The 14,874-nt window shown below is 61.6% G+C and carries 16 protein-coding genes; 6 read left to right on the top strand and 10 right to left on the bottom strand.

Annotated elements, in window-relative coordinates:
• The first annotated feature begins 351 nt into the window (after positions 1-351).
• Genes Uis4E_RS00490 through Uis4E_RS00475 form a run of 4 tightly spaced genes read left to right on the top strand, consistent with a single transcriptional unit; the run spans position 352 to position 3,583 of the window.
• The gene (locus Uis4E_RS00490) at positions 352-837 is read left to right on the top strand and encodes a hypothetical protein (RefSeq protein ID WP_243394254.1); all 486 of its coding nucleotides are present in this window, start codon (positions 352-354) and stop codon (positions 835-837) included.
• A gap of 53 nt (positions 838-890) precedes the next feature.
• A complete protein-coding gene (locus Uis4E_RS11600) occupies positions 891-1,724 on the top strand; it encodes an RND family efflux transporter (RefSeq protein WP_133125356.1) in 834 nt (277 codons plus the stop codon).
• 19 nt (positions 1,725-1,743) lie between these two features.
• The gene (locus Uis4E_RS00480; RefSeq protein ID WP_165784783.1) at positions 1,744-2,445 is read left to right on the top strand and encodes an ABC transporter ATP-binding protein; all 702 of its coding nucleotides are present in this window, start codon (positions 1,744-1,746) and stop codon (positions 2,443-2,445) included.
• Positions 2,426-3,583: an ABC transporter permease gene (locus Uis4E_RS00475; protein WP_165784782.1), complete on the top strand. Its 1,158-nt coding sequence runs from the start codon at positions 2,426-2,428 to the stop codon at positions 3,581-3,583. Before Uis4E_RS00480 ends, Uis4E_RS00475 begins: the two co-directional genes overlap by 20 nt.
• A gap of 26 nt (positions 3,584-3,609) precedes the next feature.
• On the opposite strand, the gene Uis4E_RS00470 is transcribed toward Uis4E_RS00475, so the two are convergent.
• Genes Uis4E_RS00470 through Uis4E_RS00430 form a run of 9 tightly spaced genes read right to left on the bottom strand, consistent with a single transcriptional unit; the run spans position 3,610 to position 12,028 of the window.
• Positions 3,610-5,271 carry a VirD4-like conjugal transfer protein, CD1115 family gene (locus tag Uis4E_RS00470; RefSeq protein ID WP_101621303.1) on the bottom strand — a complete coding sequence of 554 codons (1,662 nt, stop codon included), beginning with the start codon at positions 5,269-5,271 and terminating at the stop codon, positions 3,610-3,612.
• Positions 5,268-5,702 carry a hypothetical protein gene (locus Uis4E_RS00465; RefSeq protein WP_101616384.1) on the bottom strand — a complete coding sequence of 145 codons (435 nt, stop codon included), beginning with the start codon at positions 5,700-5,702 and terminating at the stop codon, positions 5,268-5,270. Before Uis4E_RS00465 ends, Uis4E_RS00470 begins: the two co-directional genes overlap by 4 nt.
• Entirely contained in the window at positions 5,699-6,007 is a 309-nt protein-coding gene (locus Uis4E_RS00460) for a hypothetical protein (protein ID WP_101616386.1), read from the bottom strand. Before Uis4E_RS00460 ends, Uis4E_RS00465 begins: the two co-directional genes overlap by 4 nt.
• Positions 6,004-6,717: a hypothetical protein gene (locus Uis4E_RS00455; RefSeq protein WP_101616388.1), complete on the bottom strand. Its 714-nt coding sequence runs from the start codon at positions 6,715-6,717 to the stop codon at positions 6,004-6,006. Before Uis4E_RS00455 ends, Uis4E_RS00460 begins: the two co-directional genes overlap by 4 nt.
• A gap of 18 nt (positions 6,718-6,735) precedes the next feature.
• Positions 6,736-8,181, bottom strand: a complete 1,446-nt coding sequence (locus Uis4E_RS00450) for an antirestriction protein ArdA (protein ID WP_165784781.1) — start codon at positions 8,179-8,181, stop codon at positions 6,736-6,738.
• The gene (locus Uis4E_RS12120; protein ID WP_240540845.1) at positions 8,181-9,188 is read right to left on the bottom strand and encodes a hypothetical protein; all 1,008 of its coding nucleotides are present in this window, start codon (positions 9,186-9,188) and stop codon (positions 8,181-8,183) included. The genes Uis4E_RS00450 and Uis4E_RS12120 overlap by 1 nt, the downstream gene beginning before the upstream one ends.
• 39 nt (positions 9,189-9,227) lie before the next feature.
• Positions 9,228-10,130: a DUF3801 domain-containing protein gene (locus tag Uis4E_RS00440; RefSeq protein ID WP_101616392.1), complete on the bottom strand. Its 903-nt coding sequence runs from the start codon at positions 10,128-10,130 to the stop codon at positions 9,228-9,230.
• 51 nt (positions 10,131-10,181) lie between these two features.
• On the bottom strand, positions 10,182-11,633 hold the full coding sequence (locus Uis4E_RS00435) for a relaxase/mobilization nuclease domain-containing protein (protein WP_044088992.1): 1,452 nt from the start codon (positions 11,631-11,633) through the stop codon (positions 10,182-10,184).
• Positions 11,624-12,028, bottom strand: a complete 405-nt coding sequence (locus Uis4E_RS00430) for a MobC family plasmid mobilization relaxosome protein (RefSeq protein ID WP_043164798.1) — start codon at positions 12,026-12,028, stop codon at positions 11,624-11,626. Before Uis4E_RS00430 ends, Uis4E_RS00435 begins: the two co-directional genes overlap by 10 nt.
• 319 nt (positions 12,029-12,347) lie before the next feature.
• Here Uis4E_RS00430 and Uis4E_RS00425 point away from each other — a divergent pair, with 319 nt between their 5' ends.
• Both Uis4E_RS00425 and Uis4E_RS00420 read left to right on the top strand, forming a co-directional pair.
• Positions 12,348-12,824: a hypothetical protein gene (locus tag Uis4E_RS00425; RefSeq protein ID WP_165784780.1), complete on the top strand. Its 477-nt coding sequence runs from the start codon at positions 12,348-12,350 to the stop codon at positions 12,822-12,824.
• 28 nt (positions 12,825-12,852) lie between these two features.
• The gene (locus tag Uis4E_RS00420) at positions 12,853-13,185 is read left to right on the top strand and encodes a hypothetical protein (protein ID WP_043164796.1); all 333 of its coding nucleotides are present in this window, start codon (positions 12,853-12,855) and stop codon (positions 13,183-13,185) included.
• A gap of 115 nt (positions 13,186-13,300) precedes the next feature.
• Here Uis4E_RS00420 and Uis4E_RS00415 read toward each other — a convergent pair whose 3' ends face one another.
• A complete protein-coding gene (locus Uis4E_RS00415) occupies positions 13,301-14,860 on the bottom strand; it encodes a ParB/RepB/Spo0J family partition protein (RefSeq protein ID WP_101616394.1) in 1,560 nt (519 codons plus the stop codon).
• Positions 14,861-14,874 lie beyond the last annotated feature (14 nt).

Here is a 14,874-nt window from a genome sequence, read left to right as displayed (position 1 = left end):
ATCCAATATTCGACGTTCCGGTCTCATCTTGCCGGTAATGCTTCCCTGCGAATTTACAACAATGTCGGAACCTACAGCCGATTCGGACTGCGCGGCACGGATGGAGAGCAGAAAACAAGTTCTCTTCAATATAACGGTAGTGGTGGAGACCAGTCTTGGGGCTGGGTTGCCACAGGATCGTACGCCCTCAATGGCCGAATGGGAGCTCAAAGAGGGGCCGACAATTACTGGGCTGGAACTCTGAACTTGTAGATGACATCAGCCTTAGCTAGATAACCGTAGTTGGCTATGGAACGACTTATGTTCCATAGCCAACTACGGTTATGCAAAAGCATAATGAAAAGAGTCGTAATGAAGAAAACATTTGCTATGCTGCTGACGGTTGGAATGACGCTCGGAGTCGGTGCATGCGGTCAGAGTGCAACAAATAGCGCGGATACGCTGACATGGGAGCAGTCAAATCAAGAATACAAGAAAACCACTGAGAACTTCCCCTTCGCGCTCTCTGACGGCGATCAGTTTCCCTCGGATATGACCAAAGCCACGAGCGACAATCAGCTCTACCAGAAAGGGTGGGGTGAGGGACAGGCTTATTTCTACTGGATCTGTTCAACCGAGAACAAGATATTGAACAACTCCGATGATGGCAGTGACCAGCAGTCGCTGAGCGAATTGGAGAAGGTAACCGATACCGATTGGTTCAAGACGTATTACATAGATGAAGACAATGTTTTTAAGAATGAAGTAATCGGCAAGGCACAGCTGGGAGATACCTCTGTTATGCAACAGTTCTATGATTCCGATTGCACCTGGTACCGAGATGTAAACGGGTTGTGATTATGGCCAGATCTTACGGAAAGCTCCAGCGAATAATTAGCGCGATTTTGACAATGACCATCTTCTCCGCGATTACGGGATGCGCCTCTGATGATCAAGGATTTACTGAGAATGGAAGCAACAGTCAGTCGCAATCGCAAACACAAACAGTGACCGTTCGAAGAGGGAAAGTCATTCCCCTGATATCAGCGACTTCTGAGGTGCGCGTTTCGTCAGATTTCACTGTTTCCGCTTCCCGGCCAGGCATGTTTCACGGTTCCGTCACGGACGGGCAATTGGTACAGACCGGAGACAAGCTGGGCACTATCGATGATACGACGGTGACGGCTCCTGTAGATGGCGTGGTCACATCAGTGGCGAGAGACAATTCCGTATCGGCCAATTACCCTCTGGTGGGAATACAGTACGGAGGATTGTCCACGGTCGTAGACGCATCGGTATTACTGCGATCGATAGGCACCGATACGGAGATAACAGGACGCTTCCAGGTCATGGACGGGCAGGGGCCAACCAATTGTGCCGCTGTCGTTGGCTCTGATGCGGTTAATACGACGGATACGTCTGGCATATCGGGGCCCACGGAGGGCACGCGCAATCTGCAATGTCTCTTTCCTAAGAACACCGCCGCTTTTCCCGGTCAGAGCGCAACCACAGCACTAATGGGCGTCGCGGTTGATGACGCTTTGCTGCTCCCAATCTCAAGCGTGTCAGGACGTCTTGAATCAGGAAAGGTATCCGTCGTGAAAAATGGCAAATCCAAAGTCGTTGCGGTGAAATTGGGCGTTTCTGACGGAAGTCATATCCAAATACTGAAAGGCCTCAATGAAGGCGACATTGTTTCTGCGGTCGCTCCGGGTCTGGCGGATGATGTGAACGAGAATCAATGACAGGAAAAGGCGAGTTCCGATGAATGACCGTATGCCAATCATACGATTGAGCAATGTAAGTGCCAATGTCCGACTACCTAACGGTGACAAACTCACAACCGTGCGAAATGCATCGGTCGAATTTGAAAAGGGAACTTCGACCGCAATCGTCGGAAAATCCGGCTCGGGAAAGACCAGCATAGCCTCTATCATCGGTCTGCTTAATGCGCAATTCTCAGGAACACTGGAGTTCAACGGCGAAAGCGTTGACGGATGGTCCGATGCTCGGCGCACGAAGTTCCGGTGTGCCCACATAGGATTTGTATTCCAAAACTACTCCCTTATTCCACATCTGCGAGTTGTCGAAAATGTGGCACTTCCATTGGAATACAGCCGGAAATATACCAAAAGAAAAATGCATAGAAGGATTTCAAATGCGCTGCAGTCCGTCGGATTGTCCGATCGCGCCTCTGCATTCCCCTCATCCTTGTCTGGTGGAGAACAACAGCGGGTCGCGATAGCTCGTGCACTGGTCACAGGCCCGGACATCATCATCTGCGATGAGCCTACTGGCGCCCTTGACACGGAAACCGGAAACGCGGTCGCGGATCTTCTGTTTGACCGCGTCAACCAAGACCATACGACACTGATTCTTGTGACGCATGACCCTCAACTTGCGTCGAAATGTCAGCGTCAGATCATCATGGAAAGAGGTGAATTGCATGCTCAAAATGATCATTAAAGATCTTCGTCTCTCTCCTATGCGATCGATTCTGACATCACTGTCCATGGCCGTTGGAATCCTATCTCTCATCACTTCGGTGCTTATCGGAACGACCGGAAAAGATTATCTGCAGACCATCAATGCACAACTTTCGGGATGGTCTCCCACATACACATTGACTGTCAAAGATGCGGGCACAAACTCGTCAAAAGCCAATGCCGCATTTTTGGACAGTCTAGAGCACAGTCAGGATGCGGCTATTGCTGCTGAATACCAAATATCCTCACTCGGCGTATACCAGCACGGCAAGATTCAGAACGCCACCTTCCTCATCGCATCTTCCAACCGTAGCCTCATCTACCCCAATCACCTGATTTCAGGAATCGGATGCCCAACCGACAACGAACAAACCTCACCTTGCGCGGTCGTCAACGAAGCAGCCAATAATCTATATACCGTCAACAACTCACTAACGATTGGACAATTCAACAGTATTTCAACGTTCAATGTGCGCGTCAGAGGCGTCGTGAGCGATGGATCCACTGAACCTGTGATATATATGAACCCAATAATGCTGCAGACGTTCTTTCCTCTGCTCTGGACCCCGAGCAGCATCACCTTGCGAGTACATCCCCATTCATTATCGTTCAACGAATCAGAGATCAAACAGCTCGTCAATGACATGCTCTTCGACACTGTCGGCGGCTCGGTGACGGATACGACCAGAACCGACAATGCGGAAAGCTATGATTCCATAGTAAGTTTCCTACAGGCCGCAACACTGGTCTCCGCCCTGCTATTGCTGACGGTATCCACTATAGGTATCATCAACATAGGCATGGCCGGTATCGAGCAACGAGCCCGCGAACTGTTGATACGGCGCGCTCTCGGGGCAACACGGCTTAGCATCGTCTGTCTCGTCGTAGGATCGTCCGTCATGCTAAGCCTTTTCGTTGCTTTAGGATCCATAATAATTTCATTGCTTATCGTAGGAACATTACCCGTATTATTGCCCGCAGCATCTATGGTTCAACTGCAATACCCCGTCTCTGCTGCTATTATCGCCTGCGCCGCTGCAGTTGCAACGGCCGCACTTGGAGCACTGGCCCCAGCTATCAAAGCAGCACGACTGCAACCAGCACTTGCTCTCCGCTGATATCGACGGTTGAACTTATGGTTGCACTACATCGCTTTCCTTGATTCGAATGGCGGAATCCCTCTGAGCAGGTATACGCACTGGCTGGTGGGGATGCGCCCAAGTTCGTCCGGGGTGAGGAGTTTTCTCGCGTTCTTGCGGTTACTGCGCGTCCAGCTGCCGTTGAGGCCTTTGGTTTCGCTGGTTTCGATGACGTCGATGGTCTGGTCTCCGAGCCGGTCGCTGATGTACTTGGTGGTGCTGGGTTCGTTGCCGCCGAGGAAGAGCTGGCTGTCGCAGTTGCCGGCGATGGTCTCCCAGTCATCCCGATAGAGGCTTTTGCCTTGGCTGACGGTCTGGAGGATGATGCTGCAGCTGATCCGTCGGCTTCGTATGGTGGCGATGAGCCTTACGAAGTTGGGGATCTTGCCGATGTTGGCGAATTCGTCGAGCATGCAGTGCACGTCGCGGTCGAGCACGCCGTCGGGTTTGGCGTCGGCTTTGCGTACAAGCGTTTCGAAGAGGCATTGGTAGAAGACGCTGGCGATGAAGGAGAACGTGGCATTGGTGTCGGGCAGTTCGAGGTAGATGATGCGTTTGCCTTGGTCAAGGGTTTCGAGCCGGATGTCGTCGCCGTCGAGAATCCGGCGCACTTCGCGTACTTGGAGGGGTGCGAGGTGGACGCCGGTGGTGATGATGATGCTTTTCTTGGTTTCGCCGGCGCCTTTGAGGAACGTGTTGTATTGGGCGCATGCGAACGCGAGCCCGTCGAGCATTCTCCGGGTTTCCGCGTCGTAGTCGTCGGGGTGTTCGCGCATGCGGTGGATTTCGGTTTGGGTTTCGGCGAAGAGCGCGTCGATGATGTATTCCTTGTCTTCGTCTTGTTCGCTGGCTCCCATGCGGTCGAGGGTGTCGGTGACTTGGTTGAGGGTGGGGTTGTTTTCGGTGTAGTAGGTCCATGCGATGAGGGCGCATAGGAGTGCTTTTTCGGCGTCCTGCCAGAAGCTGTCTCCGGTTTTGCGGTCTCCGGTGGCGTTGGTGACGAGGTTGTCGGTCAGGCGCAGGATCGCGGATTGGGGTTCCTTGGAGTCGATGTAGCGCATGGGGTTGAACCGGTCGGATCGGTCGAGGTGGATGAGGTCGAGCGTGTTGACCTGGTAGCCGCGGTCGCGCATGGCGTGTTCTGTGTCGCGTTTGAGTTCGCCTTTGGGGTCGGTGACGGCCCAGTTCATGTCCACGGACAATAGGTTGGGTTTGACGTAGTAGCGGGTTTTGCCGGAGCCTGATGAGCCGAGCAGGAGCGCGTTGAGGTTGCGTAGGGTGCGTCGCGTGTCTATGGAGAGCCGTTCGGTCGCGGTGAATCGGATGTTGTGGGATTCCACGGGGTCGATGAACGGTTTGATGTCCTTCGTGGTGCCCCAGTGAGCGGAGCCGTGTTCCTCGCCGCTGCGCAGGTTCAGGCGTGCCGTGTACTTGTATGCCCAGATCAGCAGGCCGACACCCATTGCGGCGAGTCCGCACATCAGGTCGGTATGGTTCGTGGACAGGTGGAATGGGTGGTACAGGTCGAGCCAGAACCTGTTCATCAGGTCGATCACGCTCGTGCCTTCATCCAGGTCGGTGCGTATCTGGTAGCCGATCTTGTCACCCAGCCAGAACAGCGTGAACAGTCCCATGGCCGCGGGCAGTATGGCTTGCAGACGTTTCATTGGTTTCCCCTGTCTCTTTCCAAGCCTCCGCGGTGCTGCGTCATGGTTCTTCGCATGTCATCGCCTGCGGGGGCATCGGTCGGTTGCGGGATCCGGCCGTTGATGCGGTGTTCGGCGCGGACGCGGATGTTCGTGAGCGTCTGTTCCTTGGTCCATGGCGGATCGTCGGCCGTCGGATGCATGACGGCGGTGTCCGCCGGCAAAAGTTCATCGTGCCCGGACGTCGGCTGCCTGTTTCCCGAGTCGGCGGCGATGGTGATGCGCGTGAGGCCTTGGCGGTTCTCGATGGTGTCGCCTCCGTCGCACATCGCGGCAAGGATGCGTCCCACGGGTGTTCCCGTATCGTAGATGGCCGGGTTCCCGCGTGTGATTGGAGCGCCGTTGGTTTCCTCGCCTGCGTCAATGATGGTGATCGTTCGCGCCGTGTTCACGGGAGCGTGTCCTTGACGCTGGTGTGCAGGGCCATTTCATCGGCCAGGATGTATGCTTCGTCGGCGTTTTCCTCTTCATGGATGATGCCGTGGACGATGAGCCGTCGTCCCTGCAGCGCGCCCTGTTCGCGTAGGTATGCCGCATGGTCTCCGGCTGCATGCACGCGGATGATGAGCGGCGCGTCCATGGTGCCGGCGTTTACGGTCAGGGTTGCCGTCGTCCTGCTGTTGCCGTCGGTGTGGAATCTGGCGTCATCGGTGAGGATGCCGCGCGCATAGGCCTGCGGGTATCGGGCGTCGCTCATCGGCTTGGCCTGCGTTTTCTGGCGGGTTTGCCGATGTTCGGGGCTTTGCCTTGGACGGCGTTGATGGCGTCGTGCCCGATGGCGCGGGCGTCGCGGCCGCCGCCGGTGAGCGCGTCGGATTCTGCGCGGGCCTTGGCCACCCGGACGTGCTTGGAGGAGAGCGTGTCGAGAGCCTGCTCCCGTGCGGCCATGACCCGAATGCTCCATGGGTCCCGGTAGTCGTAGATCGGTTGGCTGATGCGGGTGCGGTCGGGCAGTTCGTTGCGTCGGGTCTTGCGGTCCACCGGGTAGGAGCGACATGCGGGGTTCGCGGATTGGATGTAGTGGATTGCGGTGGCGAGGTCGGCGATGCGTTCCTCCGCCGTTTTGTCCATGTCGATGAGCACGCGGCCCTGCACGTGCTGTTCGTCGCATACGGTGCGCGTCCACGTTTCGTAGTCGCGCACGTCAACGGTGTCCCGTTGTTCGCGGTCGTGCTGGTATCGCGTGGCGTCGAACCGGTAGGTGATGTCATGCGGGTGCACGTCGGCCGACCATTCGGGCAACGGTTCGATGGGGATCTCGCGCAGGGTGACGAGCCGGTACGGTGGTTCGATGTCCCCGTAGGAGCCTTGGGGCTGGAGGATGCCGAAGCCTTCCATGCGCAGCTCGTAGCCGAGGCGTTTGAGTTCGTCCTGCAGTTGCCGGTAGGCGGTGTCCATGGTGGTCATGCTGGTCTCCTCGGCGGCTTATCGGTTGCGGGTCTTCGTCCGCTCCGGTGTGGATGGATGGGCTGTGGGGTCGTCGGCGCGCTGGCTGGCCCGTTGACGTATGCCGTCGAGCACCGTGTCCTTGCCTTTCGACGTGTTCGGCTCTTCCTCTTTCGCCGGTTTGGGGTTGAAGGAGGTGATGGGTGCGGGCAACGCGTATCCCTGGTCGATCGGGGTGATGCCGTCGGCGGGGTCGAGTTCGCCGGCGGGTCTGGCGCCCATGGTTTCGGCGAGTATCGCGGCAGCGTCGCCGCGCCCGGTCCGGTCGGCGATGATGCGTTGGAGGGTGTCCTCCAATCCTGCGCTGATGTCGGTGGAATCGGCGGGCATGATGCACTGGTAGACGGGTGCTCCCCAGTTCGTCGCCGTGCAGGCGAGCGTGTATTCCATGATGCGTTCGCCGGGTTCGAGCAGTGATTCGAGCCGGAACGGTTCCCGTGCCGGCATCTGGTCGGGATTGGCGTGTTCGGTGACGAGTCTGGCGAACGTGGCAGAGCCTGAGGGCATGTCGCCGTCCAGCTGGTCGGCCACCGGTTTGATGAGGCCTTGGACCTGTTGGCGCAGGGTTTCGTCATCGGCGTCGTTGGCCCGCATGATGCGTTCGGTGATGCGTTCCGTGCCGTCCGATCGCATCACGTTGTCGTGCGTGTCTCCCCAGCTTTCGATCATCCGCATTGCGTCGGGGGCTGACTGCGTCGTGGCGTCGAGGCCGGGCTCGTTGTCGGTGTAGGCGTCGATGATCTGCTTGAGTTCCGTGTCGGAATACCGTTTGGTGTCGGGGATGGTGGCGTCGAGCAGGAACCCCTGGTCGGCGAGGGTGACGTTGTCGTTGATGGCGGCGTCGCGCCCGTATTTCGCCACGTCGAAGTACATGCCGTATGGGCCGTCAAGAAGTTTCGCGAGTTCGGCGTTTTGGTTGACGCAATGCCAGCCGTACATCTCGTCCAGATCGGGCGTGTTCTCCTGCGTGATGCCTTGCGGCGGGTCGTAGGTCATGTATTCGATGTCCTCGGATTGGACGAGCAGGTTCGCCAGTCCGATCGGGTCGTGCACGCTGTTCATGTCGGCCGCCAGCCGTACCGCCTCCAATGCTTCGGGCTGGTCTTGCGTGAAGATCCGGGCGGCTTGTGCGAGCGTGTTCAGGGCGTAAATGTCTTCGTATTCGCCGGGCCGATAGTCGAGTGCGGCGAGCAGTCCCGCGTATTCGTGGTCGAAGATGCCGTATTCCTCGTAGACGACGCCTCCTTGGCGTCCGATCTCATAGGCTTGCTGCGCGTCGAGCGTCAGTCCGACCTGTTCGGTGAGGAACCGGTCGATCCGCTGCTCGTCCGTGGGCAGGCGCAGCCATCCGCCGATGAGCGTGCCCTCGTTGTATCGGCCGAGGTTGCCTACCCATACGTTGATCGTCAGATCGTCTTCCGCCATCATCGGCTCCTTGTCTGTGATTGTTGTGATTGCGTCCGCGTTCTTGCCGGCGTGGTGGATGGTGCCTGTGCACGGCGTTCGGCCCTGTCCTTGATGGCGTCGAGCGTCCGGCTCTTGCCGGCCGTCCGGGATTGCGCGGCCGTCGGTTCGGGGTTCTCCGGGCCGGGTGCTGCTGCTGGCGGTTCCTCGCCGGATCGGGCGCCGGTGGTGGTGACCGGTTTGTTTTCGGCGCGTTGCCTCGCGTAGGCCATGCGTTGCGCTTTGACGGCGCGGCACAGCTGCCATGCGTCGTCGATGCGCATGGTCTCGCGTTGCTCGCCTTTGCCCCGCCACAGTTCCACCGGTTCGCCGGGTTTGAAGCTGACGGTCACGTCGCGCCCGTTCAGTTTGGCGTCCCTCGCATGGTCGGTCAGGAAGCGGTCGAGCTGCCATCCGGTCAGGTCCACGCCGCGGATGCTGGTGCCTTGCGGTATCGCCACGCGCATCTTGTCGAACGTGCGCCCGTCCTTGGAAGTCATCCGGTACAGGTGCACGTAGCTGTTGGGGAAGTTCACGCGCGGCCAGATCTCCCTTGTTCTTCCGCCGGCCGCGGGTTGCGCCGTCTGCTCGCCGCCGGGCCAGCCGACGGCCGTCCCGTCCTGCTTCGGCTCCGGGGCCGGGGTCTGCGCGTTCCCGGGATGTTCGGACTGCCATCGCGTCGGCGTCTGCATGGCGTCGGGCGTGTTCCATGATCGTGCGGCCTGCGTGCGGATGCGTTGGGCGATCTCGTCGGAGGCCTGGTCGAGGTCCGGCGCGGGGAAGCCGATCGCGGCGTCGGGCCATGCCTGGTTGTGGCGTCGGATCGCGTCATCGACGACCATGCGGGCGACCTGGCCCAGCCGATTGTCCTGCGGCATACCAGCGGCCGCGTATTGCTCGCCACGTCGTGCGATGTCCGCCAGGGCCTGCCGGTCGTTGTCGATGAGGTTGTCCATGAGCCAACGCGCGTTGGCTGAAAGCTCGGGCATGGCGATGCTCCTTTCCGGTCATGGTCGTCGCGCATCCGCTCACCGGGTGCGGGCGCGTTGCTTCGAGGGCGCGGTGCGGCGTTGGCCTTCGACGCGTTTGCCGGCCCGCTTGCGGATGTCGTTCAGGGTCTGCTGCTTGGTTTTGGGGCGGCGCACGCCGCCGTCCGGGGCGGGGATGTCCATGCGGCTCCAGTCCAGGCCCCGCGAGCGTGCGGTCAGGGATTCGATCGCGTCGGCGATGCGTCTGGCCTGGCCAGCCGGGTAGGTGAAGCGCACCGTGTCGTCGGCGACCCGTTGCGTGTGGTGTGGTATGTGGAGCCGGTCGAGCTGGTCGGTGATAATCGCGGCGTCACGATCCCAGGGCACCGTGCGGAAGTCGAACCGGCCGTTCGATGGCGATTCGGCGTCGAAAGCGAGGCGCAGCGCGTCGTCGGATGGTTCGAGGAACGGGTTCGGCTCCTCCCGTTCCGGCATCGGCGTCGTCTCCATGGACGGCTGTGCGTGGTCGTCGCCACCGGATTCGGGAATCGTGGCGGTCTCCTGTTGGGCGAGTTCCCGATTGAGGCGTTCGACGATGCGCGAGACGACGTGGTTGACCTCATCGGCGTCCCTGCCTTGGAAGTGGAGGAAGGTGCGGCCGGTGTCGCGGTCGTGCTCGATGTGGAAGGTGATGCCGGCCTTTTTCAGGTCGTGTTCGAGCTGCCGGGCGTATCGTCCGGTGACTTCCTGCACGTTGATCGGCTCGCCGGTGCGATGCAGGGTTTTGCCGTCCACCTTGCCGGTGGTCCTGATGCGCCGCAGTGTCTCGCCGGTGGCGTGCACGCCGATGCCAAGCAGGTGCAGCGCCTTGTCGAGCCCGTATTTGGTCACGTCGATGATGACGCGTGTGCCTTGCTCGCTGACGCGCATCATGAGTTCCTGTGCCTGGTCCTCGGCCGCCATGGGATTCTCCCGTCATCCGTCGTGGTTCGTTGCGTTCCAGCTTCCGCCGGCTCACCGGTTCCTGCGGCGGACACGATGCCCGTCATCGCGGCGTTGCGCGCGCCGTGCGCCGTCGGAGCGTTCGGAGGCTGGCGCGGTGCGGGCGATGAGCCGGCGCAGGGCGAGGGCGTCGGAAGCCAGGTTGCGGGTCTCCTGCTCCTCGATGGCGAGCTGGGCTTCCAGTCCCGTGGCGTCGGCTCCCTGATCGTGGTTGTCGGCGATGAGCGCGATCAGGGCGCGCATGTGCTTCGCGTTGCGTTCGACGGAGTCGGTGAGTCGGCCGAGCGTCGCCAATCGGCCGTCGCCCTCATCAATGACTTGGGCGAGCACATTGAGCTCGCGCAGGCTGTCGGCGAGCCGGTCGCAGGCGATCGCCTGACGCAGCGCGCGCCCGTTCACGCCGGTCATGTCCCGGCCGTCGAACCGTTGCCGACAGTAGTCCTCAAGTCGCAGCGCGGGCCGTGCGAACCATGCGTACAGGCTCTCGCAGTCCGTTGACCGCACATAGCCGCCGTTCCCGTCGGTGAGCACCTGTCTGACGTCGTCGGACAGGTAGGCGTGCCAGATCCTTCCGTCGCGCACGAGCCGGTCGCACGGTATTGCCAGGTGCAGGCGTCCGTGCGTGCCGGGCACCCGCACGGTCACCGCCGTATCCGTCCGACGGGTGATCATGGCCTCATGGAAGATGATCTCGCTGAGCGTGCGCCGGTGGATCTTGCCCATGACGGCGAGCATGTTGTACGCCACGCCCAGTCGCCGGTCTCGGATTCCGCGGGTCTGCCCGCATGACGTGTAGGTGATGCGTCCGCCGCGAACGGTCGCGTTGACGCCGAGCGTCGCGAGTTCGCGGCGGAATCCCGCGAAGTCATGGGCGTTCATGCAGGCCGTGTCGATGCTGGTGCGCAGCCGGTCCTTGAGGTTGCCGCCTCTGGCGCTCAGGTGGAGTTCCCCGATCGACGGGGCCACGCGCCCGGACTGTTCCGGCATGAGGATGTGCAGCCCGTATTCGCGGCACAGCCGGTCGCTGATCTTCCGCCATTCGCCCAAAGTCCCTTTCCGCAGACGCAGGGCCTTGCCCGTAATCCGGTCTGCCGGGCAGATGAGGATGTGGTTGTGCATGTGGGACCTGTCGGTGTGGGTGGCGATCACGTAGTCGTGCGTGCCTCCGGTGATCTCCCGGACGAACCGTTCCCCGATCAGATGCGCCAATCGGGGCGTGACCTGGTCGGTGGGATCGAACGATTGGATCACGTGCAGCGCCAACACGGCGCCCCGTCGGCGTGAGCCGCCTTTCGTGGCGTCCAACGCACGTTCGAAGCCGCGGGCGATGGACTCGGCGTCCGTGATGTCATCGCCGACGGTGGTCGAGGCCCACCGGTAGCCGTCGGTCTTGGCCGGGTTCGTCACGTAGGCGATGCTGCGGGCGAGCGTGCTTTTGATCTTGCCGATCTTGACTACAGCCATTCGGGCACCCCTTTGGGGTCGACGTCGGTCTCCACCCGGATGCTCAGGCCCGCGACCAGTCGTTCCGCCTGGCGCAGCTCGTCGAACACGCGCGAGAGCATGGCCAGGTCCGTCTCCCGCGTGGTGTTCGCGTGACGGGCGATCTGGTTGACGTTGTTGCCGATCCTCGCCAGTTGGGCGCTCACGTCATGCAGGTTCGCGGGCACGGTGATGTTGACGCGGTGGGCGCATCTGATCCGGTTGCGGGCGAACGCCATCCATCCCACGGGCCTGAGCCCGGCTTGGATACGCTGACGGTTCTCCACTTTGAGCGAGTCCGCCACCCACCGCCATTCCTCCTCGCTGAACGTGACCGTCTTGCGGATCGTCCTGGAACGGTTGCCTTTCCAGCCCATCGGCGCCTCCTCATATCGGGTTCCACGGGTGTCCCGCGATCGGCCCCGAGCTTCGCGGGGCCGCGCCGGTGTACGTACACCGGCGATGCTTGCTGCACACCAACCGCCCCTCCGGGGAGGGATGGTTGCGGCACCGGTCAGTTTCACCTTCGTGCCACGCCATGCGCGGCGGACTCCATGTCACGTTTCGCATGCCGGTGCCGGTTCCGTTTTCGTGTCCGCCGGCATCATGGCCGGCGTCGTTCTACGATGCGGGGCAACGAAGAACAATCACCGTGAGGAGACCGTCATGGCGAAGCCGAGGGAACGCAACCGGGCGATGCGCGCCATCGCCGACAACGCATTGGATGCCGAGTTGGAGGCGCTTCGGCGCAAACGCGGCGAACTGTCGCGTTTGGGCATCCTGCTGGACGACATGCGCTGGGCCGCGGAACGATTCCGCGACGCCGCCCAGTCGTTCTGCGACGACCATCACATGCCGCGCGCCCAGCTTGTGCGCACGCTCAGGATGGAGCCGAGGGAGACGGGCATGGCGTTCCATGCCGTCACGCCCGACTACGGACATGCCAATCCCGCCGATAGCCATGGCGAAATCCATGATGGCGCGGATTCGGCCGTCGAATCCGGCGGCCGACCGGCATCCGCCGCCGATGCGCCGGAGACTGCCCTGACGAAGGACAACGCCGCAACGGAGAATGCGGCTGATGCCATGGATGCTGACACGTCCGGTTCGATTGGATTGGACCCGGAGGGGTTGCGATTCGGTTTCCCGCGTCCTGGCGGCTACGCTGGATGACATTGGCGACATACGGGAGGTGACGGCGATGCCGATGCTGCTGGTGATGCTTGGCCTGTCGCTGGCGACGGGCGTGATACGCACGCTGATGCGGGGCGTGGCCTCGTGCCTTGCCCTGCTCGCGCACCCGTTGCGGCTCGTGGTGTTCCTCGCGAATTCCGTGTTCACGGCGTTCGCCATGCTGTCGGGATTGCTCATGCTGGCGTTCCTGCTCATGCATTTCCTCGCCGGCTCGGACGCTCCGGCATTGGACGGCTCTTTCACGTTAATCGTCGCCGCGTTCCTCACGGCCGTGCTTGCGAGCATGCTCATGGATTGGTGCGACGCGCGGCTCCGACGACGCTCCGCCCGCCACGGCTGAGCGTCACCCGCCGCCGCTTGGCTCCGGCAGGTGCGGGCGCGCATGCGCCGTCACGTTTCGCCGTCCGCGCCCGGACTGGGCGGAACCCGTATTCCGGTTCCGCCCAGTCCGTCGTCTATTCGGCGTCTTCCGGTTCGCCGGATGCGTCGTCGGTCTGCGACGTCCCGTCGTCGTCCGGTTCGCCGTCCTGCCCTATGCCGGCATCCCCGCCATTGTCGTCGTCATCGATTGGCGCGAGGGAGCCGTTGAGGGCTTCGGTCTCCGTGTCCGAGGTGCGGTAGCCGAGCGTTTCCAAAGCCTCGTACAGTGGCGCGGCGTGTTCCGCGATGGTCGCCGCGCCGCGCCACGTTTCCCAGCTGACGCGTTCTTCGGCCAACGCGTAGAGCAGTCCGAACGCGGCCCGTTGCGGGTCGCCGGCAATCATCGCGGTGACGGACGCGCGTAACGGGTCTTCGGCCTCGCTCTCCGGCTCCTCGGCATCGGCGTCGTCGCCCGTCGTGTCGATGCCGGTGATTTGCCCCCAGACGTCTTCGGCGTGACTGTCCCATCGGTCGAATCCCTCGGTGAGCGCATCGAGCACGAATCTCGCGGACAGCAGGGCGACGGCCCTGCCGATGCCTTTCGGCTGGGATTTCAGTTCCATGAGATGCGTCACGAACGCGATGCGCAAATCACGGCTTGCCCGCGCGAACTCCTTGGCCGGTGCCGTCTCGCGTTCCTCGCGTTCCCGTTCCTCTCGCCAACGCGCCTCCCGCGCCTCGCGGGCCGCGGTCTCCGCCTCCTCGTCCACGGTCTCGTACAGGACGATGCCGCGCGCCCATGACGCGCCTTCGGCCCGCACCCCCACGACGGGCGTGGCACCGTCATGGGAGTCGCGCCATGCGTCGATGGCCTTGGCGATGTCGCCCGTGGTCAGCATCGTGGTGCGTCGCAATCCCTTCGGCGAGTCATACCAGCCGTCCGTGTTCGGCTGTTCGTCGGCCGCGTCGATGCCCATGCGTTCCAATTCGGCTCTCGCCGTGTCGAGCCATTCGCGCCATGTCCGCTCCTGCCGGGCGTGCTTGACGGCCATGTTCCAGTTCTTGCCGCCCGCCGCCTCGGCGAGCCGTTCCTGAAGGTCCGGATACCGGTCGAAGTCGGCGATGGTCTCCCAGTCGTCGATGCTCAGCTGGGCGGTTCCGGCCTTGCTTCGCGCGTTCTCGCCGATGGCGGCTATCTTCAGGCGTCGGCGCACCAATGACACGGAACGGCCGGTACGTTGCGCCGCCTCGTCCACGCCCACGCCCAAATCGAGAAGCCCCTGATAGCCGTCGGCCTCCTCGATGACGGTCAGGTCGGCGCGCTGGCTGTTCTCCACGAGCATGAGCTCGCGTTGCTCCCGTTCCGACAAATCGGCCACCACGGCGGGCACCCGGCTCAATCCGGCGAGTTTGGCGGCGGCGAGGCGACGATGCCCGATGACGAGCAGGTAGCGTCCCCGCGGCGTGGGAGTGACGAGCAGGTTCTGCCGGATGCCCTGCGCGCGTATCGAATCCGCGAGTTCCGACACGTCGCCTACGTCACGGCGCGGGTTCGCGGGGTTCGGGTCGATGAGCCCCACGTCCAGCATGACGATGTTCGATTCGTCCATGCCTTCGTCGGTCATTACGGGACGTTCGATGATTGCGGTTTCCATGATTGTCTCCTTGA

Origin of the sequence: Bifidobacterium parmae, assembly GCF_002860365.1 — a bacterium.
GTDB classification, from domain to species: domain Bacteria; phylum Actinomycetota; class Actinomycetes; order Actinomycetales; family Bifidobacteriaceae; genus Bifidobacterium; species Bifidobacterium parmae.
The sequence above is the reverse complement of the archived record's forward strand: the minus strand, read 5'-3'. Positions and strand labels throughout refer to the sequence as shown.

What these genes read in the sequence shown, in the direction of transcription:
- Uis4E_RS00490 (WP_243394254.1), top strand. Translation starts at nt 352, where the DNA reads ATGAAGAAAACATTTGCTATGCTGCTGACGGTTGGAATGACGCTCGGA.
- Uis4E_RS11600 (WP_133125356.1), top strand. Translation starts at nt 891, where the DNA reads ATGACCATCTTCTCCGCGATTACGGGATGCGCCTCTGATGATCAAGGA.
- Uis4E_RS00480 (WP_165784783.1), top strand. Translation starts at nt 1,744, where the DNA reads ATGAATGACCGTATGCCAATCATACGATTGAGCAATGTAAGTGCCAAT.
- Uis4E_RS00475 (WP_165784782.1), top strand. Translation starts at nt 2,426, where the DNA reads ATGCTCAAAATGATCATTAAAGATCTTCGTCTCTCTCCTATGCGATCG.
- Uis4E_RS00470 (WP_101621303.1), bottom strand. Translation starts at nt 5,271, where the DNA reads ATGAAACGTCTGCAAGCCATACTGCCCGCGGCCATGGGACTGTTCACG.
- Uis4E_RS00460 (WP_101616386.1), bottom strand. Translation starts at nt 6,007, where the DNA reads ATGAGCGACGCCCGATACCCGCAGGCCTATGCGCGCGGCATCCTCACC.
- Uis4E_RS00455 (WP_101616388.1), bottom strand. Translation starts at nt 6,717, where the DNA reads ATGACCACCATGGACACCGCCTACCGGCAACTGCAGGACGAACTCAAA.
- Uis4E_RS00450 (WP_165784781.1), bottom strand. Translation starts at nt 8,181, where the DNA reads ATGGCGGAAGACGATCTGACGATCAACGTATGGGTAGGCAACCTCGGC.
- Uis4E_RS12120 (WP_240540845.1), bottom strand. Translation starts at nt 9,188, where the DNA reads ATGCCCGAGCTTTCAGCCAACGCGCGTTGGCTCATGGACAACCTCATC.
- Uis4E_RS00440 (WP_101616392.1), bottom strand. Translation starts at nt 10,130, where the DNA reads ATGGCGGCCGAGGACCAGGCACAGGAACTCATGATGCGCGTCAGCGAG.
- Uis4E_RS00435 (WP_044088992.1), bottom strand. Translation starts at nt 11,633, where the DNA reads ATGGCTGTAGTCAAGATCGGCAAGATCAAAAGCACGCTCGCCCGCAGC.
- Uis4E_RS00430 (WP_043164798.1), bottom strand. Translation starts at nt 12,028, where the DNA reads ATGGGCTGGAAAGGCAACCGTTCCAGGACGATCCGCAAGACGGTCACG.
- Uis4E_RS00425 (WP_165784780.1), top strand. Translation starts at nt 12,348, where the DNA reads ATGCGCGCCATCGCCGACAACGCATTGGATGCCGAGTTGGAGGCGCTT.
- Uis4E_RS00420 (WP_043164796.1), top strand. Translation starts at nt 12,853, where the DNA reads ATGCCGATGCTGCTGGTGATGCTTGGCCTGTCGCTGGCGACGGGCGTG.
- Uis4E_RS00415 (WP_101616394.1), bottom strand. Translation starts at nt 14,860, where the DNA reads ATGGAAACCGCAATCATCGAACGTCCCGTAATGACCGACGAAGGCATG.